The 22914-nt window shown below is 68.8% G+C and carries 24 protein-coding genes; 6 read left to right on the top strand and 18 right to left on the bottom strand.

Going from position 1 to position 22914, the window contains the following annotated elements:
• Positions 1-39 precede the first annotated feature (39 nt).
• Positions 40-813 (bottom strand): SDR family NAD(P)-dependent oxidoreductase, encoded by a 774-nt coding sequence (locus ACWEKS_RS24820; RefSeq protein ID WP_452342279.1) that lies wholly within the window; start codon positions 811-813, stop codon positions 40-42.
• A 204-nt stretch (positions 814-1017) separates the two neighbouring features.
• Between ACWEKS_RS24820 and ACWEKS_RS24815 the strand changes: the two genes are divergently transcribed.
• Positions 1018-1866 carry an MBL fold metallo-hydrolase gene (locus tag ACWEKS_RS24815; protein WP_452342278.1) on the top strand — a complete coding sequence of 283 codons (849 nt, stop codon included), beginning with the start codon at positions 1018-1020 and terminating at the stop codon, positions 1864-1866.
• 83 nt (positions 1867-1949) lie between these two features.
• Here ACWEKS_RS24815 and ACWEKS_RS24810 read toward each other — a convergent pair whose 3' ends face one another.
• Positions 1950-2846 carry an alpha/beta fold hydrolase gene (locus tag ACWEKS_RS24810; RefSeq protein WP_452342277.1) on the bottom strand — a complete coding sequence of 299 codons (897 nt, stop codon included), beginning with the start codon at positions 2844-2846 and terminating at the stop codon, positions 1950-1952.
• Between ACWEKS_RS24810 and ACWEKS_RS24805 the strand changes: the two genes are divergently transcribed.
• From ACWEKS_RS24805 to ACWEKS_RS24790, 4 genes are all read left to right on the top strand, one after another.
• Positions 2760-5810 carry an AAA family ATPase gene (locus ACWEKS_RS24805; protein ID WP_452342276.1) on the top strand — a complete coding sequence of 1017 codons (3051 nt, stop codon included), beginning with the start codon at positions 2760-2762 and terminating at the stop codon, positions 5808-5810. The two genes, ACWEKS_RS24810 and ACWEKS_RS24805, sit on opposite strands and share 87 nt — an antisense overlap.
• A gap of 88 nt (positions 5811-5898) precedes the next feature.
• Positions 5899-6768: an alpha/beta fold hydrolase gene (locus ACWEKS_RS24800; RefSeq protein WP_452342275.1), complete on the top strand. Its 870-nt coding sequence runs from the start codon at positions 5899-5901 to the stop codon at positions 6766-6768.
• Positions 6765-8447, top strand: a complete 1683-nt coding sequence (locus tag ACWEKS_RS24795; RefSeq protein WP_452342274.1) for an FAD-dependent oxidoreductase — start codon at positions 6765-6767, stop codon at positions 8445-8447. The genes ACWEKS_RS24800 and ACWEKS_RS24795 overlap by 4 nt, the downstream gene beginning before the upstream one ends.
• Positions 8448-8630: 183 nt before the next feature.
• Positions 8631-9002: a nuclear transport factor 2 family protein gene (locus ACWEKS_RS24790; RefSeq protein WP_452342273.1), complete on the top strand. Its 372-nt coding sequence runs from the start codon at positions 8631-8633 to the stop codon at positions 9000-9002.
• A gap of 13 nt (positions 9003-9015) precedes the next feature.
• Here ACWEKS_RS24790 and ACWEKS_RS24785 read toward each other — a convergent pair whose 3' ends face one another.
• From ACWEKS_RS24785 to ACWEKS_RS24775, 3 genes are read right to left on the bottom strand one after another with little or no spacing between them, the layout of a single operon-like run.
• Positions 9016-9468: a MaoC family dehydratase gene (locus tag ACWEKS_RS24785; protein ID WP_452342272.1), complete on the bottom strand. Its 453-nt coding sequence runs from the start codon at positions 9466-9468 to the stop codon at positions 9016-9018.
• Between the two features lie 21 nt (positions 9469-9489).
• On the bottom strand, positions 9490-9927 hold the full coding sequence (locus ACWEKS_RS24780) for a tautomerase family protein (RefSeq protein WP_452342271.1): 438 nt from the start codon (positions 9925-9927) through the stop codon (positions 9490-9492).
• A gap of 36 nt (positions 9928-9963) precedes the next feature.
• The gene (locus ACWEKS_RS24775) at positions 9964-10404 is read right to left on the bottom strand and encodes an ester cyclase (protein WP_452342270.1); all 441 of its coding nucleotides are present in this window, start codon (positions 10402-10404) and stop codon (positions 9964-9966) included.
• Positions 10405-10560: 156 nt separating this feature from the next.
• On the opposite strand from ACWEKS_RS24775, the gene ACWEKS_RS24770 reads away from it, so the two are divergent.
• On the top strand, positions 10561-10986 hold the full coding sequence (locus tag ACWEKS_RS24770) for an SRPBCC family protein (RefSeq protein WP_452342269.1): 426 nt from the start codon (positions 10561-10563) through the stop codon (positions 10984-10986).
• A gap of 71 nt (positions 10987-11057) precedes the next feature.
• On the opposite strand, the gene ACWEKS_RS24765 is transcribed toward ACWEKS_RS24770, so the two are convergent.
• Genes ACWEKS_RS24765 through ACWEKS_RS24705 form a run of 13 tightly spaced genes read right to left on the bottom strand, consistent with a single transcriptional unit; the run spans position 11058 to position 22908 of the window.
• Positions 11058-11834, bottom strand: a complete 777-nt coding sequence (locus tag ACWEKS_RS24765; RefSeq protein ID WP_452342268.1) for a DUF6390 family protein — start codon at positions 11832-11834, stop codon at positions 11058-11060.
• A 19-nt stretch (positions 11835-11853) separates the two neighbouring features.
• Positions 11854-12924, bottom strand: coding sequence for a hydrogenase expression/formation protein HypE (gene hypE / locus ACWEKS_RS24760; RefSeq protein ID WP_452342267.1), 1071 nt, complete (start codon positions 12922-12924; stop codon positions 11854-11856).
• The gene (hypD, locus tag ACWEKS_RS24755; RefSeq protein ID WP_452342266.1) at positions 12917-14029 is read right to left on the bottom strand and encodes a hydrogenase formation protein HypD; all 1113 of its coding nucleotides are present in this window, start codon (positions 14027-14029) and stop codon (positions 12917-12919) included. The genes hypE and hypD overlap by 8 nt, the downstream gene beginning before the upstream one ends.
• Complete coding sequence (locus ACWEKS_RS24750; protein WP_452342265.1) at positions 14026-14367, bottom strand: HypC/HybG/HupF family hydrogenase formation chaperone; 342 nt, start codon at positions 14365-14367, stop codon at positions 14026-14028. The genes hypD and ACWEKS_RS24750 overlap by 4 nt, the downstream gene beginning before the upstream one ends.
• Positions 14368-14383: 16 nt before the next feature.
• Complete coding sequence (hypF, locus tag ACWEKS_RS24745) at positions 14384-16708, bottom strand: carbamoyltransferase HypF (protein ID WP_452342264.1); 2325 nt, start codon at positions 16706-16708, stop codon at positions 14384-14386.
• The gene (locus ACWEKS_RS24740; RefSeq protein ID WP_354844185.1) at positions 16705-16947 is read right to left on the bottom strand and encodes a HypC/HybG/HupF family hydrogenase formation chaperone; all 243 of its coding nucleotides are present in this window, start codon (positions 16945-16947) and stop codon (positions 16705-16707) included. The genes hypF and ACWEKS_RS24740 overlap by 4 nt, the downstream gene beginning before the upstream one ends.
• Positions 16948-16950: 3 nt before the next feature.
• Positions 16951-17406, bottom strand: coding sequence for a hydrogenase maturation protease (locus ACWEKS_RS24735; protein WP_452342345.1), 456 nt, complete (start codon positions 17404-17406; stop codon positions 16951-16953).
• Between the two features lie 24 nt (positions 17407-17430).
• Complete coding sequence (locus ACWEKS_RS24730) at positions 17431-17550, bottom strand: DUF6893 family small protein (protein ID WP_379388039.1); 120 nt, start codon at positions 17548-17550, stop codon at positions 17431-17433.
• Between the two features lie 15 nt (positions 17551-17565).
• Positions 17566-18891 (bottom strand): hypothetical protein, encoded by a 1326-nt coding sequence (locus ACWEKS_RS24725; protein ID WP_452342263.1) that lies wholly within the window; start codon positions 18889-18891, stop codon positions 17566-17568.
• A complete protein-coding gene (locus ACWEKS_RS24720) occupies positions 18891-19535 on the bottom strand; it encodes a DUF6084 family protein (protein WP_452342262.1) in 645 nt (214 codons plus the stop codon). Before ACWEKS_RS24720 ends, ACWEKS_RS24725 begins: the two co-directional genes overlap by 1 nt.
• Complete coding sequence (locus tag ACWEKS_RS24715) at positions 19532-20167, bottom strand: DUF5947 family protein (protein ID WP_452342261.1); 636 nt, start codon at positions 20165-20167, stop codon at positions 19532-19534. The genes ACWEKS_RS24720 and ACWEKS_RS24715 overlap by 4 nt, the downstream gene beginning before the upstream one ends.
• Entirely contained in the window at positions 20164-21081 is a 918-nt protein-coding gene (locus ACWEKS_RS24710) for a NifU family protein (RefSeq protein WP_452342260.1), read from the bottom strand. Before ACWEKS_RS24710 ends, ACWEKS_RS24715 begins: the two co-directional genes overlap by 4 nt.
• 30 nt (positions 21082-21111) lie before the next feature.
• A complete protein-coding gene (locus ACWEKS_RS24705; RefSeq protein WP_452342259.1) occupies positions 21112-22908 on the bottom strand; it encodes a nickel-dependent hydrogenase large subunit in 1797 nt (598 codons plus the stop codon).
• Between the last annotated feature and the right edge of the window lie 6 nt (positions 22909-22914).

Genomic DNA, 22914 nt, shown 5'->3' with positions numbered 1-22914 from the left:
GTCACAGTCAGCGAACCAGCGGTCGGTCGGTGAAGTCCCTCAGACCGTGTAGCCGCCGTCGACATCCAGTGTTTGGCCGGAGATGAAGTCCGCTCGGTCCGATGCGAGGAATGCGACGGCTTCCGCGATGTCGTCCGCATTCCCGAAGCGGCGCAGCGGGATATTGCGCCGGGCGACCTCGAGCGCGGTTCGATCGAGGTCTCCGGAATTGATCAGGCGCTCGGCCATGCCGTCGGTCAGCATGCCCGGACCGACACAGTTGACGCGGATGCCGTAGCGACCCTCTTCGGCCGCCAGTCCACGGGCGACGGCTTCCACGGCACCCTTGGTGCCGGCGGAAAGGCCATCCCGGACCGGATAGCGTCGGGTTGCGGCCGTGGTCACCGCGACGACGGAGCCCTGCGACCGGCGCAGCAGCGGCAGGGTGGCGTGCATCAGGTTGAAGAACGCTGCGGCGTCGGCATTCAGCTGCTCCCGGTACTGCTCGGGCGACACGCTGCTCAGATGAACCATCGGGACATGGGGTCCGGCGGCGTAGACCACAGTGTGCAGACCGCCGAATCGCTGTTCGAACTGCGCGACGACATCCGCGACGGCACTCGGATCGGTGAGATCCAGTGCCCAGGCCCGGCATGAGCGTCCGACCCGCTCGACGTCCTTCGTCAGCAGCTCGGCCGCGTCTCGATTCGCGCGATAGGTGAGTCCGATATCGCTGCCCCGGTGCGCCAGCAGGCGGACCACCGCGGCACCTATGCCGCCGGTGCCGCCCGCGACCAGTGCGGCGCCGTCACGTCCCCGGAAGTCATCGCTCACTACTTCTCCCTCGACCAAGCAATTGCTTGGTCAATCGTAGCCTGCGTTCGATCTGCCGCCTCTCGAACCAGCATCAGTGCCTCACGGCGGAGTCACATATTCGGGTGATGGAGCGTCCGGATTCGACTCCGGATACTCGAGCCGTGATCCGGCTTCCGGGTCGTCCAGACCACCGATTGCCCCTTGCGAGCGAAAGCAATTGCCATGTCTCTCACGATCGACGTCTTCAATACCGGATACCTGCCGATCAACGGTGGACCGGGATGGGATCCGGACACCGCCGCCACCTGGCCCGCGTCCACCGCCACCCTGATCTCCGGTGCGCGCGACGCCATCCTGGTCGACGCGCTCATGACGGTCGACGAAGGCCGCCGCCTCGCCGCCTGGATCGGCGACACCGGCAAGAACCTGACCAGCATCGTCATCACCCACGGTCACGGCGATCATTTCTTCGGCGCGGGGCCGGTCCTCGAGGCTTTCCCGCAGGCCCGGCTGCTGGCCCTGAACACCACCGTCATCGAGGAAGCGCGCTACAACCTCGGACCCGACGTGCAGCAGAACTGGATCGCGTGGTTCGGTGACCGGTTCGACCGCACCCCGGCACTCCCGCAGCCGGTGGAATCGGAAACCCTGACCGTGGACGACCATCCGGTGCGCTTGGTCGAAGTCGGGGGCGCCGACGGCGTCCTCAACACCGTGGTCCATATCCCCGAGTTGGACACCGTCTGCTCCGGCGACGCCGTGTACAACAACATCCATATGTGGCTGTGGAATTCGACGCCCGACAGCCGCCGGACCTGGCTGGCGACCATCGACAAGATCGCCGACCTGCACCCCGCCACGATCATCGCCGGGCACAAGGATCCCGGCGCGCCCGACGACGACGCCGAACGGCAGATCGCGCAATCCCGTTCCTACATCGAGGCATTCGACCGGGCTGTCGCCAAATTGTCGTCCGCGCCGGAGGTCATCGACGAGATGACCGGTCTCTTCCCGGGTTACGGGAACCCCTACACGTTGTTCGCCGCCGCCTATTCCCAATTCCCGAACTGAGCGACCCCGCCACCGGAGGTTCAGCTGTCGGATCGGATGCCGCGCTGCCGTCCGGGTAGCGCGGCACTCTCTTTCGTTGATGCTCACCGTTTTTCATCGATGGAGTCGATCGATTCGACGAACTCGGTAATGGCTCGGGCCAGGGACACCGGTTGTTCCTCGGCCGGCCAATGACCGGCATCGGGGATCATGGCGGTGCGGACGTCCGCGACTCCGACGTCATGGAGCCCTTGCGCGACGGTGTCGGTGACGGTGGCGTGGGAGAACTCGCTGAACGCGAGCAGGATCGGCACCTCGAGCGACTCGGTGGCGTGCCGATTGTCGGCGATGTCGAGTGGTAGCGCACGAAACATCTTGAATCCCGCGGTAAGACGATCCGCACCCTGATAGCCCGACGCGTAGGTGGCGATGTCGGTGTCGCCGATCGCCTCCGGGTGCGCGGCGAAGCGGTCGATGAATCGGCGGAAGTACTCACGCTCGTTGCCCTGGACCAGGTGCTGGGCGGTGAAACGGCCGCAGGAGGTGTCGCTGTGGAAGCCGAGATGCCAGTAGGCCGGCGAGCGGGTGACGTCCTCCCATCCGGCGATGCCGGGCAGCGCCGTATCGACGCTGACCAGTCCCCGGACGGCGGCGGGATACCGGCGAGCGAAGGCATAGCCGACGAGCGCACCCATGTCGTGCCCGACCAGGAACACCCGGCCCAGGCCCAGATCCTCCAGTGCGGCATGCACATTCGCCGCCATCGTGACCTTGTCGAACGCGTGCGGCTGGGGCGCGGATCGGCCTACTCCGGGCAGGTCCAGGGCCACCGCGGAACAGAGTTCGTCCAGCAGTGGAAGCACCCGGCGCCACGCGTGGGACGTCTGCGGCCAGCCGTGGAGGAACACTGTCGAATGCGCGCCGCGGCCACTGCGCTGCCAGCCCAGCTGCGGTCCCGCCCCGGGAGGCTGCGACGCGAGCGCGCCATGCGCGTCGTGCATGCCTCCTCCTCGGTCCTGCCGCGCGTGAAGCCATACGACGGCCTGCATGGTCCCGCACACGGATCGTCGCCCCAGTATCGAGCGAGCGCGTCGGGGCGTCTCTACCGCAAACAGGTGAGGCGAGCCGCCCCGTCGGGCACCGATTGGGCGAATTCGCGATGCCGGAGCTCGAGCGGCCGCGCAGAATGGGTATTCCAGGGTGGCTGCGGGGAAAGGCGGTGTCCGTTGCATTCCGAGCCGTTGCGAGGCCGGAGCGAACCGATGCGGCGTGCGCTGGCGGTGCTGCGAGGCGCGAGCAGGCACGGCAGCGGCGGGATCATCTGGATCACCGGTGCCGCCGGGCTCGGCAAGACGGCGCTGCTGTCGGAGATATGCCGACAGGCCGAGCGCACCGGCATGCTTGTCGCGACCGGTCGCTGTGACATCGTGGCGCAGGTCCAGCCGGGTGCGCCGGTGCTGGGGCTGTTACGTTCCGGACGAGATCCCTTGCTGGCCACCGCCGACTATGCGGGCATCGTCGCGCACTCGGCAGAACCGCTCCTCCTGGTCGAAGCCGTCGCCTCGGCGCTCGAGGACCGCGCCGCTACCGCCCCGCTGTTGCTCGCCGTCGACGATGTGGACCGCGCCGATCGGGTCAGCCAGTTCCTCCTGCGCACCGCGATTCCACGCCTCGCCGGGCTGCCCGTCGTCTGGGTGCTGACAACCCGGGATGACAATGCGGAAGCCGATCTCCCCGGACACGGACTCGCCGCTGTCGAACAGATTCGGCTGGGCCCGCTGGCGCTACCGGACCTGGCGATGATCGCGCAGGATCGGCTGGGTCACCTGCCCGACCAGCGGCTGCGCGGATACCTCGATGCCATCGACGGCAATCCCACACTGGCCGTCCAGATCATCGACAATGTTGCTCGGGCCACCGCCCGCGACGACTCCGATACGGTATCGGTGGAATTCACGGCGGCCATTGCCGCCAGGCTGGCACAGCTCGGCGCCGCCGCGCGGGATCTCGTGCAGACCGTCGCCATCGCAGGCCGTGCGGTTCCGGTGCCCGACCTTCGCAGGCTCGGTGCCGCGAGCTCCGAACAGCAGCTCCCACAAGCCCTTTCCGGCGCCTTGGAGTCGGGACTGCTGCGCGCCGAGGGCGAGCGCGTGGACTGCCGGCATGACCTGGTGCGTGCCGCGGTGTGCGCCGGTATTCCGGCCGCGCACGCTCGACGGCTGCATCGCAACTGCGCCGTCTACTACCTCGCAGCCTCCGAAGAACTCATCGCCGCCGCGCACGCGCGGGAAGCGATCGGTCCCGGCGATCTGCCCGGCGCCACGGCCATGGTTCAGGTCGCCGAATCCCTGGTGGCTACCCACCCCGAGGAGGCCGGGGAACTGGGGGCGCTCGCCTTCCGGACCGTTCGCCCCGACCAGCCCGCATGGCTCGACCTCAGCAAACGGTGCCTGTCGGTGCTCTGCCGCACCCAGCGTTCCACCGAGGCCATCACCGTCGCCGACCTGATTCTCGCTCGCCTGGACGACAACACCCTGGCCGCTGAAGTGGAAACCCAAGTGGCCCAGGCACTGTGGCTGAGCGGTCGCATCAGCGATCTCGTCACCCGCACCGAGCGGGTCCTCGGCACCCGAACCCTCGAGCCCACCGTCACCGCCCGCCTGCGCGCCGCCGCTGCCCTGGCCAACACCCGCATCGCCCGCGGACCCGCCGCCATCCGCGTCAGCGAGGCCGCGCTCGACCTCGCCCGAACAGTCGACGACCGCGAAGCGCTCGGCCTGGCCCTGCAGGCGGCCGGTGAGGCCGCGAAGAACGATGCCCGCCACCTCACGGCACTGGGCCACTTTCGCGAACTCCGCGCTCTCGGCGGGGTCTCCTACCTGGCCGAGGAGATCATCGAGCTGCAGTTCCTCGACCGTTACAACCATGCACAGGCGCTGCTCGATCAGGCCCGCACCGACCACTCCACGACCGAAGCCATCCTGCCGGCCCTGAGTGGCAGCGGAATGTGGCTGCACTTCAATCTCGGACGCCTCCACCGAGCAGATGCCGCAGCCCGCGCGCTCATCGAGCTCGGCCGCACGCTCGGCAACACCGAGCAGGCCTGCGACGCCGCCATGGTGAGCGTCGCGGTGGCGTTGTTGCAGGGCGACATCGAGCGCGCGGACCAGCACATCCGGACCACCGACGAGATCGTTCGAGGCGGCGACCACACCCGCAAGCCCGTGGTCGGGGTCATGCGCGGCTGGCTCGCCGCCGCCCGCGGTGACTTCGAGAACGCCATGGCCACCTGGCGGCCCGTCCTGGACGGGGCCGGGGTGTGCAACGGCTACTGGCCACTGTGGCCGTGCTGGACGGGCCTGTTCTTCAAGATCGGCGACACCGCCATGGATCACGAATTCACTGCTCTGGCAACAGCGGTCGCGGAAGTGGCGGCGAGCCGGAATCCGGGGGTCGCCAGTTTCGAGGGCATGGCGTTGAACCTGCGCGGCCGCAACAGCGGCGACCTGGACCTCATCGGCCGTTCCGCCCAGGTTCTCGCCCGCAGCCCGCGCCCGCTGCTGCGGGCCTGCGGAGCCGAATCCTACGGGCGGGCCCTCCTCGCCGCCGGTGACCGCATCCACGGCCTGGCCGAACTGGACCGCGCGTGGGAGGAATTCCACACCATGCATGCCCTGGCCAAGACCGCCGAGATCCAGAACGTGATGCGTGCGGCCGGTGCTCGCCGTTCCAAATGGCTTGTCACACTGCATCACTCGACGGACGGCTGGGCCTCGCTGACGCCCTCGGAACGCCGGGTCGCGGCCCTCATCGGCGCGGGGCACACCAATAAGTCCGCGGCCGCCGAGCTCGGCATCTCGGTCAACACCATCGGCACCCATCTGCGTTCGGCGTTCACCAAGCTCGGTATCCAGTCCCGGGTCCAGCTCGCGAACACCCTGCACAGCTTGCCGTCACACGAATAGGTGAGTGATCGTCGTGCTGGGGAATGACAACCTGGTCCGACCGATCGGCAACGGCCCGCTGACCGACAGTCCAGCGAAGGGAAGCGACATGACCTCAACCGCGCTCAGCTACGCGGCCGCCCCCAACAGGGTGGTGCGCGCGGGCAACGGCATCGACTACGCCTACCGCGAAATCGGGAGCGGCACAGTGCCACTGGTGTTGCTGCAGCACTTCCGCGGCAATCTGGAGAACTGGGATCCGGTACTCGTCGACGCCCTCGCCGCCGGGCGGCGCGTCGTCGCGTTCGACAACACGGGCGTGGGCGCCACCACCGGCACGACTCCCGCCACGATCACCGAGATGGCGCGCGACGCCATCGCTTTCCTCGCGGCCCTCGATGTCCCGCAGGTGGATATCCTGGGCTTCTCGATCGGCAGCTTCGTCGCCCAGGAGATCGCCCTGATCCGGCCCGACCTGGTGCGCCAGCTCGTCCTGGCGTCCTCGGCGCCACGCGGCGGCGCGGGAATGCACGGGTGGGCTCCCGAGGTGATCGGTGCGGTGGGCACACTCCAGACCGCACCGAAGGGATATCTCGATGTCTTCTTCACCTCCTCCCCCGCCAGCCGGAAAGCCGGTGAGGAAACCCTCGGCCGCATCTACGGCCGCACCACCGACGCCGACCAGCCCACCTCCTGGGAGACCCGGCAGGCGCAGTACGACGCCGTGTGCGAGTGGGGCATTCCCGATCACGCGGCGTTGCAGCGGGTCAGTGCGATCACGCATCCGGTGTTCATCGCCAACGGCGACAGCGACCCGATGATCCTGCCGCATTTCTCGTACCTGCTCGCCGGGCTGATTCCGCAGGCGCGCATCAAGATCTATCCCGATTCGGCGCACGGATTCCTCTTCCAGCACGCCCGGGAATTCGCCGCCGATGTCAGCGACTTCCTCGGCGACACCGACGGGTCGACCCTATGAGCCCTGCCGCGCCCGGGCACGATCCCGAAGCCGACCGCTTCCCCGTCCTGTCCGATGCACAACTCGAGCGGGTGCGCGGATACGGCAGCGTCGAGGTCGTGCAGCCGGGCGCGGTGCTGTACGGGACCGGGCAGCGGACCTACGACTTCATCGTGTTGACCACCGCCGCCGCGGAGATCGTGCGGGTGGCGACCACGGATCTGCCCGAGGCGCTGGTGGTTTCGTGCACGCCGGGTCAGTTCCTGGGCGAGCTGAACCTGCTCACCGGGCAGTCGACGTATCTGACCGCGCGGGTCACCGCGGCAGGCTCCATCATCCGGATCGACCCGGCCGCGTTCCGCCGGCTGATGGACGAGGACACCGAACTGTCGGACCTCATCCTGACCGCATTCCTCGCCCGCCGCAGCGAACTCCAGTCCGGCGCCGCCGCGCTCAGTGTGCGCATGCTCGGCAGCGAACTGTCTCGCGAGTCGCTGGCGCTGCGCTCCTGGGCCGCGCACGCGCGCATCGCCTATACCTGGTTCGACATCGACAGCGTCGCGGGCGCGGCGCTCGCGCGGACGATCGGCGTCACCGACGAACGGCTGCCCGCGGCGGTGACGCCGACCGGGGTGATCACCGACGCGACTCCGGCGCAGGTCGCCGCGGCCCTCGGCCTCGCGTATTCGGCCGAATCCGAACCTGATTCGGCCGCAACGGATCTGATCATCGTGGGGGCGGGGCCCGCAGGGTTGGCCGCAGCCGTCTACGGCGCCTCCGAAGGCCTGCGCACGGTCGTGTTCGACGCGGTCGGGGTCGGCGGGCAGGCCAGTTCCAGCTCCCGCATCGAGAACTATCTCGGATTCGAGCACGGCATCAGCGGCGCGGATCTCACCGGCCGGGCCATGGTGCAGGCGCAGAAGTTCGGGGCCTCGCTGAACAGTCCGTGCCGGGTCGTCTCGGTGCGACGCACCGGTGCGCTGTTCGAGGTGACGCTGTCCGACGGCGCGGTCGCCTACTCGCGGGCGGTCATTCTCGCCGGAGGGGTGAAGTACCGGGCGCTGGACCTGCCGCGCTGGACGGATTTCGAAGGGCGCGGAATCTATTACGCGGCCACCGAAATCGAGGCCCGCACCTGCTCCTGCACCCCGGTGGCGGTGATCGGCGGCGCGAACTCGGCCGGACAGGCCGCGTTGTTCCTGGCCGGCCGCGGGTGCATGGTCACCCTCGTGGTCCGATCGGGAGATCTGTCCGCCGGGATGTCGAGCTACCTCGCCCACCGCATCGAGGCCAACCCCGCGATCGACATCCGGCTCGGCACCGAGGTCGCCGCACTGCACGGCGACGATCGTCTGGCCGGAATCACCGTGTCCGGCACGAACACACCCGAACCCCAGCGGCTCCCGTGTTCCGGCCTGTTCTGTTTCATCGGCGCCGACCCGGAGACCTCCTGGCTCGCCGACATCCGCCTCGACCCCGACGGATTCGTTCTCACCGACGTCGCGCTCGGCCCCGGCACCGCGGAAGACATGTGGGACACCCTGGGCCGTGGCCCCCTCCCGTTCGAGACCAGCGTGCCGGGCATCTTCGCGGTCGGCGACATGCGCGCCGGATCGATGAAGCGCATCGCCGCCGCCGTCGGCGACGGCGCCGGCAGCGTCCGATCGGTACACGAATTCATCGGCCTCGCCGGCATGTGATCCGAACCCACGGCGTGGCGTCGCGACCGATCTGATCGGCCCGGTACGTAGGCTGTCGTGACGACCGGCAACGAACGGGGCCGGGAAAATGATCTACCAGGCCTTCGACGTGCATCCGGGATTGTTCCCCGCAGGTACACGCGATCTCGAAGCGCAGCATCCATCACTTCTGAGAGGACAGCCGTGACACTTTCCCCCGCCGACCTCATGCGCCGCAATCTGCTCGACGTCTTCAACGAGCCCGACCCGGCACGCCGCGCCGCGGCCATCGCCGAAACCTATGCCGCGGACGTGATCTGGCACGAGGCGGAACAAATCATGCACGGACGCAAGGAACTCGGACACCGCGCCGAGGAGCTGCGCGCCGAAAACCCGGACTGGGTCTTCCGCCCCGCGGGCCCGGCCGCCGAACTCGACGATATCGGCCAACTCGGCTTCCATTACGGTCCCGCGGGCCAGCCGCCGGTGGTGGTCGGCATGGACATCGCCCGCACCCAGGACGGCACCATCATCGAGCTCTACACCATCGTCACCGAGATCCACGCGCCGGACTGACCGGGCCGGAGCGCTATTCCGGTTTCCGGAACACCAGGATCTTGCCCGTTGCCCGCTGCCTGATCTCGCCCTCCTGGTTGATCGTCAGGTACGCGGTGGTGACGATCCCGCGCGCGGCATCGGACCGGCCGACCTTCACCTCGGTGACGACCGACTCGACGTGCAGTACGTCGCCGGGTCGCGTCGGCGTCGGCCACGCCAGCTGCTGCTCGACGCCGATGATGCCGTGCGCGATCGGCAGCCCACCGTCGACGAGTAACCGCATGGTGATCGCGGCCGTATGCCATCCGCTGGCCGCCAGCCCGGCGAAAAACGTTCCCGCCGACTGGGATTCACCGAGATGGAACGGCCGCGGATCGTACGACTCGGCGAAGGAGACGATCTCCGCCGCGGTCACGGTGTAGGACGCGCTCCGGAAGCGATCCCCCACCCGAATATCGTCCAGCCACAGGGCCTGTGCGGTCACGACTGCTCCCGACCGACCGGATCACGCCGTGCCGGTGGCGATCTCGGCCAGCTGGGCGCGGGCGGCGGCGACCAGTTCCTCATTCGTGTTCGCGTGCCCCGCCAGACCCCACCCACCGGGCACCGCCTCGGTCAGCAACACCCAGGTACGTTCGGCCAGCGACGGATCACCGGCGGCCTTCGCCACGAGATCGGTCAACTGCCGCACGACCGCCAGCTGCTTGTCGCGGTCGAGCGCGCCGGCATTGGTCAGCACCTGAACGCGCACATAACCGTTGTCCCCGTCGACATTCGAGATCTGCTCGGCGGGCAGATCGTGGATGAAGGCCGCGGTGTTCTTCCGGAACGTCGGAATATCCGGGACCCGCTCGATCGCCATCAGGGTGGCGGCGAGTTCCCGCGCGAGCTGCCGCGGATCACCGAACGTACCCGGCACCGCGTACACGTCGATCATGGGCATGGTGGCTCCTTCCCCGATCCAGGGTTCAAGGACGTACTACGAGGCTTGCAGTTGCTCCAGCGCGGTCGCCCAGTTCTCGACGTGATAGCCCGTGGCGAGCTTTCCGTCGCGGACGGTGAACACGTCGATGGCCATGGTGCGGAAGGATTTACCGGTCGGCGCAGCGCCCCAGAACTCGGCCACGGGCGTGCCCGTCGCCTCGCCGCGCACGATCATCATGTCGTCGACAACGTGGATGTCGACGACCTCCCACGCCAGATCCGGGACGGTCTCCCCCATCCGGGTGAACACCTCGCCCAGCTGGTCACGCGTCAGGAAATCCTGGTTGGTGTGGAACGACCGGTAGTCGTCGTTGCATGCCTCGGCCAGCAGTGCTGCGACGTCCTTCTCGACCGGCCTGTTCAACGCGGCATACAGCGGCGCAGAGATCTTCCGCGCCTGCTCCACGGTCATCATCGATTCGTCGCTCTTGGTCATGGAGACGCTCCTCGTCACAGGCATCATCTGATCCGGGCCATACCGGCGGCCGAAACGACAGCGTGCCCGATTCGCGCCGCCCAGGGCATCACACATTCAGGTGATGGGTCACTCGTCGTGCCGAGCCGATACCGGCGTGACCGCTAGAGTTCGGGAATGCCGGAAAAGATTCTCCGTAACACGTTCACCGTCCCCGCTCCGATGGTAGCGGCCTACGAGCATCTGATCCGGCCCGAGAACTACATCGGCCTGTCGCCACTCGTCGTGGCGGTCGAGGATGTCCAGGATGGCTCGTATGTTGCCGTCGAGCGGTTCCGGCTGCTCGGGCTGAAATACGACAACCGCATCCGGGTGTCGCTCGAGGGGACACCCGGTAAGGCGGTCTGGGGTGAGGTCAAGAGCCCCGGCGGCGTTCACATGGCCTACCGCTTCGAGCTCGCCGACGGCCCGGAAGGCACGCGCATCGAGGACGAACTCCGGCTGCGCACCCCGCTCGGACTGATGGCCTTCGCCTCCAGCCAGGCCCGCAAGGTCCAGCTGGCCCGCGCCACGATCCTGGCCGAGCGCCTCGGCCGATCCTGATCGGGTCCCAGTTGCGCTGGTACTCATCGAAATTCGACGGATGCCGACGTGGTCGAGGTCCGGGTGGGAATTCACCTGTCCGGCCTCGAGCCCACCGTCACGGCGGAACGGTCGAACGCCAGCCGCTCGTTGGTCACCCTGATCTGGCGCACGGTCGTGGTAGCGAGCGCCGCAGCTTGCACGGGTGATAGCCGCCCGCACAGGTGATTCCAGTGCACAGCGAGGATGTCGCCGGCCTCGACGTCCGGCACAGCGGCGTACCCGTCGTGCCAGACGTCCAGGCTCTGGTCCTCGGGCCTGGACAGGCCCAGACTCAGGCCGTTCCAGCTCAACCGGCGGGCACGGACCACAACCTGCGAATCGCTCCGATCGATCACTCGCGCCCAGGTGATCCGGCAGTCGTCGAGAATCCGCAGGGCCGGGCCTTCACCCGCCGCATCGAGCAGCCGGGACCAGGGGTAGACGCCGAGCACGTGGAAGCTGTGGTTGGGCGCGGCCTCCGTGGCCAGGCGGGCGCTCAGGTGTGCCCAGTAGTGTCCGGCGACCGGCCCGATGCGTGCGAGCAGGGCCGCGCCGAACTCGGCCGGATCCAGCGCGGCGCCGACTCCGCCACCGAGCCAATAGGATTCGACGAGCCGGGCGTCGAGCGGATCCTCGATCCCGGTGAGCGCGGACATCACGCACAGATACGGCCACGCCCCGGAGAACAGCGGCGCGGTCGCCCGCACGGCCGCGCTCGACCCGCCACGCAGCCCGGCGGTGTCGGGCGGCCCGCAGTAGCCGAGCGCGTTCGGCGCGTAGGCGTAGCGCGCGAACATCTCGGTCCCGTCGACGCGGACCGGGTCCATGGGCGAATTCCCTTCCGCCTCAGCAGATTCTGGGTAACTGTTCACCGGCCGGCAGATCCACCACCCGGGTACCGCCGAGGGCGGTCCTGGCCACCACCATGCCCGGATGCTCGGACACACAGACGCCGATCGCAGCGGCCCGCGTCCCGAGCGGATGGGCGTGCATGGCGGCCAGCACCCGATCCGCGTCCTCGGCCGCGACGAACGCGACCAGCTTGCCCTCATTGGCGACGTACATCGGGTCGAGGCCGAGCAGTCCACAGGCGTCGCGGATCTCGGGCGGGATGGGGATGTCGTTCTCCTCCAGTGCTACACCGACTTTCGCGGTATGGGCGATCTCGTTGAGCGATGCGGCCAGACCGCCGCGCGTGGGGTCGCGCAGCACGTGCACGTCCGCCCCGGTGGCGAGCATGGCAGCCACCAGGCCGTGCAGCGGTGCGGTGTCGCTGCACACCGTGGTCCCGAACTCCAGTCCCTCGCGACAGCTCAGCACCGCGACGCCGTGCAAGCCGATATCGCCGCTGACTATCACCACGTCCCCGGCACTCGCGCGCTGGGGACGGATGTCCACGCCCTCGTCGATCACGCCGATACCCGTGGTGTTGATGTACACCCGGTCGCCGTGCCCGGCGTCGACCACCTTGGTGTCACCGGTGACCAGGGTGACGCCCGCGCCCAGCGCGGCGGTACCCATCGCCCCGGCGATCTGCGCGATCTCGGCCAGCGGGGTGCCCTCTTCGAGAATGAACGCCGTCGACAGCGCCAGCGGTCGCGCACCGGCCATGGCCAGGTCGTTGACCGTGCCGTTGACCGCGAGCTCGCCGATCGATCCGCCCGGGAACACCATCGGCTTGACCACGAACGAATCGGTGCTGAAGGCGAGCCTGGAATCCCCGACGGTGAGCACCGCCGAGTCCCCCATCCCGGCCTCGGCGGCCGCGCCGAAGGCGGGCAGGAACAGGTGCTCGACCAGTTCCCCCGACATCGCGCCGCCGCCACCATGCCCCATGACGATGGTGGGTGAATCCCGTAATGGCATCGGGCACACCCAGTTCGCCAGGTCGACGGGCGCCGAGATCTCCTCACGCATGGGCCACCTCCGCGGGCAGGTCCAGGCGCCGGTACAGGTAGTAGGCGGCGCACGCGCCCTCGGAGGAGACCATCGTGGCTCCGAGGGGGTTGCGTGGCGTGCACTGCTTGCCGAAGGCGGCGCACTCGTGCGGTTTGATCAGCCCTTGCAGCACTTCACCGGAACGGCAGATCGAGGACTCGGCGGTGTGCAGGTCGCCGACGGCGAACCGCTGCTCGGCGTCGAACTCGCGATAGCGGTCCGAGAGCCGCCACCCACTGCGCGGTATCACGCCGATCCCGCGCCAGGCGCGGTCGGTGACCTCGAAGACGTCTTCGAGCATCGCCTTCGCGACCGGGTTGCCCGCTTCGGCAACGGCGCGCGGGTAGGCGTTCTCCACCTCGTGCCGTCCGGATTCGAGCTGAATGACGGTGCGCCGGATGCCTTCGAGGATGTCGAGCGGCTCGAACCCGGTGACCACGACCGGAACCCGGTACTTCTCGGCGAGCGGCGGGTATTCGCGGGTACCCATCACCGTGCAGACATGTCCGGCGGCCAGGAACCCCTGCACCCGGCACGACGGTGATTCCATGATCGCGGCGATGGCGGGCGGCACCAGCACGTGCGAGACGAGCAGCGAGAAGTTCCGTATGCCAAGCCGTTTCGCCTGATAGACGGTCATCGCGTTGGCGGGCGCGGTGGTCTCGAAGCCGATGCCGAAGAACACCACCTGCCGATCGGGGTTGGCCTGGGCCAGCTCGAGCGCGTCGAGCGGCGAGTACACCACCCGGACGTCTCCGCCTTCGCTCTTGACCCGGAACAGGTCCTTGGAGCTGCCCGGTACCCGCAGCATGTCGCCGAACGAGCAGAAGATCACGCCGGGCTGCGCGGCGATGTCGAGGGCCTTGTCGATCATGCCGAGCGGGGTCACACACACCGGACAGCCGGGCCCGTGGATCATTTCGATCGTCTCGGGCAGCAGTTGGTCGATGCCGTGACGGATGATCGAATGCGTCTGCCCGCCACACACTTCCATGATCGCCCAGCGGCGTGTTGCGCTTTCCCGGATCCGCTCGAGGAGAACCCCGGCGAGCTGCGGGTTGCTGAATTCATCGAGGTACTTCACGACCCCACCTCCGGTTCATCCGACTCCTGCCCTGTCGACTCCTGCACTGTTTCGGGATTCGCCAGGCCTGCCTGCGCGGCCGCGATCTCGAATCCGTTCCCGAACTCCTCCTTCAGAACACCCAGATGCTCGAACTCGGCGAGTGTCCGCAGGGCGGATTCCTCGTCGAGCCGCTGAATGGCGAAACCGACGTGGACCACGACGTAGTCGCCGACCGCGGCGTCGGGGATGTATTGCAGGCATACGTCCTTCTGCACGCCGCCGAAGTCCACGATCGACATCAGGGTGCCATTGCGTTCTTGCAGGCTGAGAACCCTTCCCGGGACTGCCAGGCACATTTGCTGCTCCCTTCGCTCAACCCGCCTCGGCGGCGAGTAGTTGCCCGAATGCCAGGCCGCCGTCGTTGGGCGGCAACCGATGAGCGGTCAAGACTCGAAAACCGTTGTCCACCAGGAGTCCACGCGCGGCCGATAGCAGCAGCGCGTTCTGGAACACGCCGCCGGTCAGGACGACCGGAGTGGCCGGGGTGGCGTAGTCGGCCGCGAGGCCGAGGACCAGCCGCGCGACCGCGTCGTGGAAACGCGCCGCGATGATCCCTACCGGGACGCCCGCCCGCACATCGCCGATCACCGCGCCGATCACCGGGGCGGCGTCGAACACCGACGGACCGTCCCCGTCTCCGGCCCGATCCGGCCTCGCGAACCGGTAATGCCCGGACTCCGGGTCCACCCCGCGCGCATGCCATTCCAGTTCGATCGCGGCCTGCGCCTCGTAATCGACCTCGAACCGGACCCCGGCCAATGCCGCGACGGCGTCGAACAGCCGGCCCATACTCGATGTCGGCGCGCTGCCAAGTCCGGTGTCCAGCTGGTGGGCGAGCACGGTCCGTTCGGCGGGCGGGCACGCAGCCACCGCGGGAATATCCTCGGCCCATTCGATTCCGGCGGCGCGCAGGTGCGACAGCGCCATGCGGTAGGGGCGGCGCACGCTCACGTCGCCGCCGGCCAGCGGTACGTAGCGCAGATGCGCCAGCCGCCGGTAGCCCTTGTATCCGGCCGCCAGCACCTCGCCGCCCCAGATCGCGCCGTCGGGCCCGAATCCGGTGCCGTCGAAGGCGATTCCGAGGACGGCGGCGGCCGGATCGAGGCCGTGTTCACCCATGACCGCTGCGATGTGCGCGTGATGGTGCTGTACGGTGCGCACCGGCCGCTCGCCCGCCTGTTCCCGGGCCCACGCGGTCGAGCGGTAGCGCGGGTGGGCGTCGGCGGCCAGGACCACCGGTCGCACGCCGGTCAGCTCCTCGAGATGGTGTTCGGCGTCGGTGAAGGCGCGCAGCGTCGCCAGATCGTCCATATCGCCGATGTGCTGGCTGAGCCAGGCATAGCGCCCGTCGCCGACGGCACAGGTGTTCTTGAGATCCGCACCCACCGCGAGCGTGGGCTGGACCGGCAGCGGCAGGGCCAGGGGTAGCGGGGCGAAGCCGCGGGAACGACGCAACGGCAGTTCCATGCCGTCGACCACCCGCAGTACCGAATCGTCGCAGGGCACCAGGATGGGACGGTCGTGCGCGAGCCAGGCGTCCGCCAGACCCGTCAGCCGGGTCCGGGCGTCGGCGTCGTCGTAGCAGATGGGTTCGCCACCGAGGTTCGCCGAGGTCATCACGAGCACCCAGGGGCCGGGCGGGTCGCCGGGCAGGCCGAAGAGCAGCAGATGCAGCGGCGTGTAGGCGAGCATCACACCGAGATCGGGGTTGCGCGGGGCTACCGAGGGCGCGATGGTGAATTCCGGTGCGCGCCCGCCGGTTTCGGTACCGAGGGCCCGGCGCGCGCGCGGCAGCAGCACGATGGGCCGGGCGGGCCCGGTCAGCAGTCGGGCGGCCGTCTCGTCGATCTCGGTGATACGCCGTGCCGTATCGAGATCCGCCGTCATGACGGCGAACGGCTTGTCCCCGCGGCGTTTCCGCCGGCGCAGCTCGGCGACAGCCGTCTCGTTCCCGGCGTCGCAGGCCAGGTGGTACCCGCCGATGCCCTTGACGGCGAGAATTCCGCCGCCGCGCAACAACTCTCGCGCGGCGGCGACCGGATCACCGGCGCCCGGGCCGGTGTAGGACAGCCGGGGACCGCAGTCGGGGCAGGCGATGGGCTGCGCGTGGAAGCGCCGGTCGGCGGGATCGGCGTACTCGCCGGCGCACCGCGCGCACATCGGGAAGCCGGCCATGCTGGTGCGATCGCGGTCGTAGGGCAGGCTCGCGATGATGGTGAACCGGGGACCACAGTTGGTGCAGTTCACGAAGGGGTGCCGGTAGCGCCGGTTGCCCGGATCGCACAGATCGGCGACACACTCGGCGCAGATCGCCACATCGGGTGAGGCCAGTGTGCGCCCGGTCCCGTCCCGGCTGGTCGCGGCGATGTGGAAGCCGGTGCCACCACGGACCGGAATCTCGAGGCACTCGACGGATTCGACGACCGCCAGCGGCGGCGCATCCGACCGCACCCGCCGCACGAACTCCGCCAGATCCGCTGTCGCGCCCTCGATTTCGATGATCACGCCGCAGCTGTCGTTGGACACCGAGCCGGCCAGCGACAGTTCGGCGGCGGTGGTGTACACGAACGGCCGGAAGCCGACACCCTGAACCACGCCGCGCACCACCACGCGGCGGCGGCCGCGCCCGGCGCTCATGGCGCGTCTCCCTGGCGCAGCAGCCGCAGCCCGTCCAGGGCCGCGGCCGCACCGGCCGCGTCGGTCTTCTCCACCGCCAGGCCCATGTGAATGATCACCCAGTCACCGGGCCGGACCGGATCCTGGTCCAGCAGGCCGACATTCACCTTCCGCTGCTCACCGGAAACGTCGACGAGCGCGATCTGGTCGTGATAGCCGTCGAGGATCTCCACGACCAGGCCGGGAATTCCGAGGCACACGGCTCACACCTCCTGCCGGGCGAGTAGTTCGGCCAGCACGTCGCCGATCGCGGCGACCGCGACGGGCACGGCGGCGGCGACCACGTCGGTCAGTCCCATACGCTCGTCGACCGAGCACACCTGGCAGCCCACCACGACCGTCGGCGGCACCGCGCCGCCGAGTGCGCGCACGGTCTCGAAGACGGCCTCCGGGTGCATGGCGTGCCCGTCGAATCCGGCAGCGCCGCTGCCGGATTCGGCACGGAAGACCTCCACGCGTCCCGGTTCGCCGCGATCGGGGATGGCGTCCACCAGCACCAGCGCGTCCCATCCGTCGAGCAGGTCGTAGGCCAGGTGCAGGCCCCGGATGCCGTAGTCGGTGACGCGCACGCCGGCGTCGTGGTCCGGCGGCAACCGCCGGACCACCTCGGATCCGAATCCGTCGTCGCCGAGGAACATATTGCCGATCCCGGCGACCAGTACCCGTGTCGTGCGATCACCCGCTCACATGTGCCGTATCCGGAAGTACCTGCGGATATCGGGGATGGACACAAGGCCCACAGCGACCGCGAACAACGCGGCCAGGGCGACGATCACTATCGCGACCACTCCTACCGTTGCCATCTCCGGCCCTTCCTTTCACTCGGGCGAGCCGTCCAGCGGCTCGATCTCATCGGGGGCGAAGTACAGGTAGCGCCCGTACCATTCGTGCAATTCGGCCGCGGGGTCGTCCTCGGCGACCACGCCGACGTGCACCCCGCCGTCCACGTCCTCGTGCACCGTGACCACCCTGGCGGTGCGGCCGGCATAGAACAGGTCCTGCGCGTCGGCGCGGCGCCCGGGATGCAACCGCACCCGGCTGCCCTTGCGCACCAGCACCCCGGCCACCGCCACCGCGTCGGTGTCGGGCGCGACGGCGCCGTCGGTCACCGGATCCCACCAGTCGACGCCGTCGGCCAGCGTGGGCAGCACCCGTGCCGACGGGTCCTCCCGCAGCACTCCGTGCAGGGATCCCTGTCGCTCGGCGTCGAGGCTCTCGCAGCGATCGATGATCTCGGCCGCGAGCGGGTCGGTGGCGCGCGCCTCGCGCTTCTCGTCGTCGGTCATGGTCAGCACGCGCAGCGACAGGATCTCGTCGATCTCGGTGGAGTCGAACAGCGGGCCCTGGCTCTGCGGGGCGATCTCGGGATGGTCGTAGAGGATGATCGGGGAGACCAGCAGCAGCTCGTCCTGGCCGGGCGGGCCCGCCAGCACCGGGAAACAGCGGTGGTGGCAACAGCTTTCGACGACATCCTCGGCGTCGAGGGGCGGATCGGTGAGCGAATGGAACCGCCCGCCGTCGAGCTCGACGATCAGGTGCGCGCCCAGCAGCGAGCGGGCCAGCGCGTCATCGGGGTCGGTGGCCGCCGCGCCGGTGTTGCGCAGGACGATACTCACTCGACGGTAGCCGCCGACGTCGTCCACCGACAGTTCGAGCTCGCCGCGGAGCGGTTCCCGGGTGCGCAGCAACGTGCCGACCACGCCGCCGGTGTCGTCGCTGATCGCCGCACTCTCCTCCGCGCCGGGGACCGTGAACGGAAAAACGCTGTGCACCAGCGGCATCGGGCCGATGTCGTGCTCGTATTCGACGGCCTCGTCCCAGCTCAGCCAGGACCGGCCGGCGGCATGGAGTTCCGCGACGGCGGTGCCGTCCGGGCTCCGGACCGTGCGCCGCTGCCGGTGCAGGAACCGCACCGCGACACTGATCCGCGCCGGCTCGCCGGCCGTGACCGGGAACTGCGTCGAGAGCTCGGACTCCTCGCCCAGCCCGGCGGCGGCCGCCCGCTCGGGTCCGAGCACACCGAACTGCCAGCGGCACACGTTCTTCCGGGCGCTCGCCCGGTACGGGTACAGCAGGTACCCCTCGTAGAGCACCGCGTCGGCCACCGCGCGCGCCGCCGCCCGGGCCGCGACATCGGCGCTCATCACGCACCCCCCGCGGCGAGCAACTCGCGCACCGCCTGGTCGTAGCCGAGCAGGCCACGACCGGATTTGAAGGCGGACAGCTCATCCAGTGTCTCGCGCGACAACCGCACCCAGCCCGCGTCCGGGAAGTGCGCGGCCATCAGATCCCGCCACACCGACACCGGCATGTCGAAGCGGTCGTCGCGGTCCCACGGCACCTGCTGCACCGCGAAACCGGTTTCGCCCCTGATGAACACGGTGCCACTGAACAGGAACGACAGCGGTACCGTGCCGTCGCGCAGCGCGTGCAGGTACTTCGAACCCGCGACCTCGAGGTCGTAGGTGCACAGCATCGGCAGATCCACCTCGGTGCCACCGCTGGCGAAGCCGGGAACCATTGTCGCGCAATGCATCCACAGGAAGGAGCGTTGGGTGTCGGCCCAGCGCTCCCGGGGACCGAACAGATCGGTCAGGCCCGCGCCCTCCTCGTCGGTGTAGGAGCGCCGGTTCGGGTCGATACGCACCTGTGCGCGCAGGGCGATGGCATGCACGGGCTCCTCGGACAGCGCGGCGATGCCGATCCGCGCCGACAGGGTCGGCGTCACGGCATACGGTTCGGGCCGGATGCCCAGGACCGCGAAGGTGATCGAGTAGGCCGGGCTCACGGCGTGCCTCCCACCACGCGGGCCCGCGCGGTCATGGCGGCGAGGAATTCCTCGATGTAGCGGCGCGCTTCCTGCCCGCCGTCGAATCCGCGCCACAGCAACCGCATGCGCCCGACGAATTCGTAGCAGGCGTCGATCGGCAGCAGCAGGCAGGTCGGGGTGCCGCCGCGCTCGGGCAGGTGGATCAGCACGGCCTCGACATCGTCGTCGGCCTGTGCGAGCTCGGGATGCCGGTCCAGGATCGCGCTCCACTGGTCCATCGGCAGTTCGGATTCGGTGGCACCGGCCGGACCGGGATAGAACGCCACTGTCCGCCCGAGCGTGGAGTTGCGGAAGAAGAAGGCCAGGCCGACCGGAATCTGCAGGGCGTCCCACTCCCCCGGGCCGATGCTGACCCCGGGGAAGGCGAGACAGCGATCCGGGACCGCGCGATACCGCAGGTTCGCGGTGCGGTCGGTGAACAGCAGATAGCAGGCTCGGCAGACGCACATGAGTTGTCTGCCTTCGATATTCACGACATGGCTGTGGGACTCGGCGATGGGTTCACCGCACATCTCACACCGCTCCCCCGCCGGCGCAGGGGCCGGCCGGGACGTCGCGAGCCTGCGCAGCACGCCGAAGGCGGGATTCATCCGGCCGCCTCCATCGGCACCGCCACCTGCGGTGTGCCCGAACGGATCAGGACCGGGAGCGGTTCCAGATGACCGTCGCCGTCCAGGCGCGCGCCCGCGTGCACGACGTCGAAGTGGGCCCGGCAGACCGGGCAGCGCAGCACGGCCGCGCCGGCCCCGAACCCGGCCCGGCGATGCAGCGCCGCTCCCGCCATCGAATTCCCGCACGACGGACAGTGATCGCGGTAGACGAACAGCTCGTCGCCGACCCGGCAGGCCACGACGGCCGCGCCGGCCAGCGCGAAACCACCCACCTCACCCGCGCCGAGCTGTGCCAGCTCGGGCGCCCCGATCCAGGTTCCGCCGTGCTCGCCGTTGGCGTGGACGCGGGCCAGCAGCGACTCCGCCGGAATCACGCCGGTATTCGAATCCGGTTCGGACGCAACCACTTCGATGGTCTCGATCTCCGGCGCGGCGGCACGCACGGCGTCCTCCACCGCCAGCTCCAGGGTCACCCCGGAGGACGGGCAACTGCGGCAGCTGCCGGTGAAGGCCAGCCGCAGCACGCCGTCGGTCACCGCCACCACCGCCACGTCGCCACCGTGCGAGCCCAGGTACGGGCGCACCCCGTCCAGCGCCGCACGCACGCGGGTGAGCGTGTCGTGCGGGTGCAGTCCGTGTACCAGCAGCAGGCTGGCGATCAGGTCGTCGGCCGTCAGCCGTTCGACGGTCTCGGGATCGAGCAGCCGGACGGTCCGCTCGAGTCCCGCACCGTACAGGCCGACGATCTCCCCGACCAGTTCCTCGGCGCGCTCCCGCGCCACGGGCCCGGCGGCGGAAATCGCACCCAGCAGGGTGTCGATCCGCTCGCCGGCCTCGCGCCAGCGATCGGTGTCCGCGGCCTGAGCGCGGTGGTCCTCGAATCGGTCGTTCACCGCGCTCGCCTCCCGGTACCGGCTCGACCGCTACTCAGCGGTCAGCGCCTGGGTGGGTGAGTGGAGCAGGTCCAAGGACTTGCCACCACCCAGGTACATGTGCACACCGCAGGGCAGGCAGGGATCGAAACTGCGGACGGTGCGCATGATGTCGATGCCCTTGAAGTGCTCCCGATCGTTCTCCTCGAAGATCGGCTGTCCCTGCACCGCGTCCTCGTACGGTCCCGGAGTTCCGAAACTGTCGCGAGGGCTGGCGTTCCAGGGTGTGGGCGGATAGGGATGGTAGTTGGCGATCTTGCCGTCCCGGATCACCATGTGGTGCGACAGCACACCGCGCACGGCCTCGGTGAAACCGCAGCCGATGCTCTCGTCCGGCACCTCGAAATGCTCCCAGGTCTTGGTCCGCCCGGCCCGGATCTCTTCGAGCGCCTGCTCCGCGAAGTGCAGCGCGCACGCCGCGGCGTAGGCCTGGAAGTAGGTGCGGGCGCGGTTGCGCTCGATGGTGTTGCTGCCGAAAGCCGGTATCGTCCACTCCAATTCGACCGGACCCTTGAGCGCGGTCTTGGGCAGATTGATCTGCACGCTGTGGCCGGTGGACTTCACATAGCCGATGTCGACCAGCCCCGCCAGGGCGGTGGACCACAGTCGCGCCAGCGGTCCGCCACCGGTGTCGAGCGCGAGATGCTCCTTGCCGTCGAACCAGCGTGGCGACATCACCCAGCTGTACTTGTCCTCCAGGTCACGCTTCTGCGGGCTGGGATTGGTGTGCTGGTTCCACGGGTGGCGGCGGTCGATCGGATTGCCCAGCGGATCGTTCTTGACGAACATCTCCTGGTCGGTCCAGTCCTCGTAATACGAACTGCCCAAGAGGATTCGGAGACCGAGATTGATGTCCAGCAGTGAGTGGGTGATCAATTTCCCGTCCACCACGATGCCGGGGGTCACGAACATCGCGTTGCCCCAGTTCTCCATGTCCTTGTAGGCGAAGTTGCACACCGCCGGATCCTGGAACGAGCCCCAGCAGCCCAGCAGCGTGCGCCGCAGGCCGACCCGGTTGTATCCGGGCAGCGCCGCGTAGAAGAAGTCGAACAGGTCGTCGTGCATGGGGACGACCTTCTTCATGAACTCGACGTAGCGCATGAGCCGGGTCATGTAGTCGGTCATGAGCTGGATGGTGGCGACCGTGCCGACCCCGCCGGGGTACAGCGTCGACGGGTGCACGTGCCGACCCTCCATGAGGCAGAACATCTCTCGCGTGTAGCGGCTGACCTGCAGCGCCTCGCGATAGAACTCGCCGGTGAAGGGGTTGAGCGCCCGCATGATGTCGGCGACGGTGCGGTAGCCGTGCGCCTGCGCGTGCGGCGCCTCGGTCTTCTCGGCCAGGGCCAGCACGCCCGGGTTGGTCTCGGACACCATCTTCTCGCAGAAGTCCACGCCGACCAGGTTCTCCTGGAAGATGTTGTGGTCGAACATGTACTCGGCGGCCTCGCCCATATTGACGATCCACTCGCCCAGATTCGGCGGCTTCACCCCGTAGGCCATGTTCTGGCAGTAGCACGAACAGGTGGCGTGGTTGTCGCCGCAGATGCCGCAGATGCGACTGGTGATGAAGTGCGCGTCACGAGGATCCTTGCCGCGCATGAAGATCGAGTAACCGCGGAAGATCGACGAGGTGCTGTGGCACTCGACCACCTCCCGATTCTCGAAATCGATCTTGGTGTAGATGCCCAGACTCCCGACGATGCGGGTGATCGGATCCCAGGCCATCTCGACGAGGGCATCCGGTTGGATCGTGCGGTGCGAGGGCTCGGGAATGATCTCGGTCATCGGATT

The organism is Nocardia sp. NPDC004711 (assembly GCF_053601595.1).
This window is presented reverse-complemented; position numbering and strand designations above follow the sequence as displayed.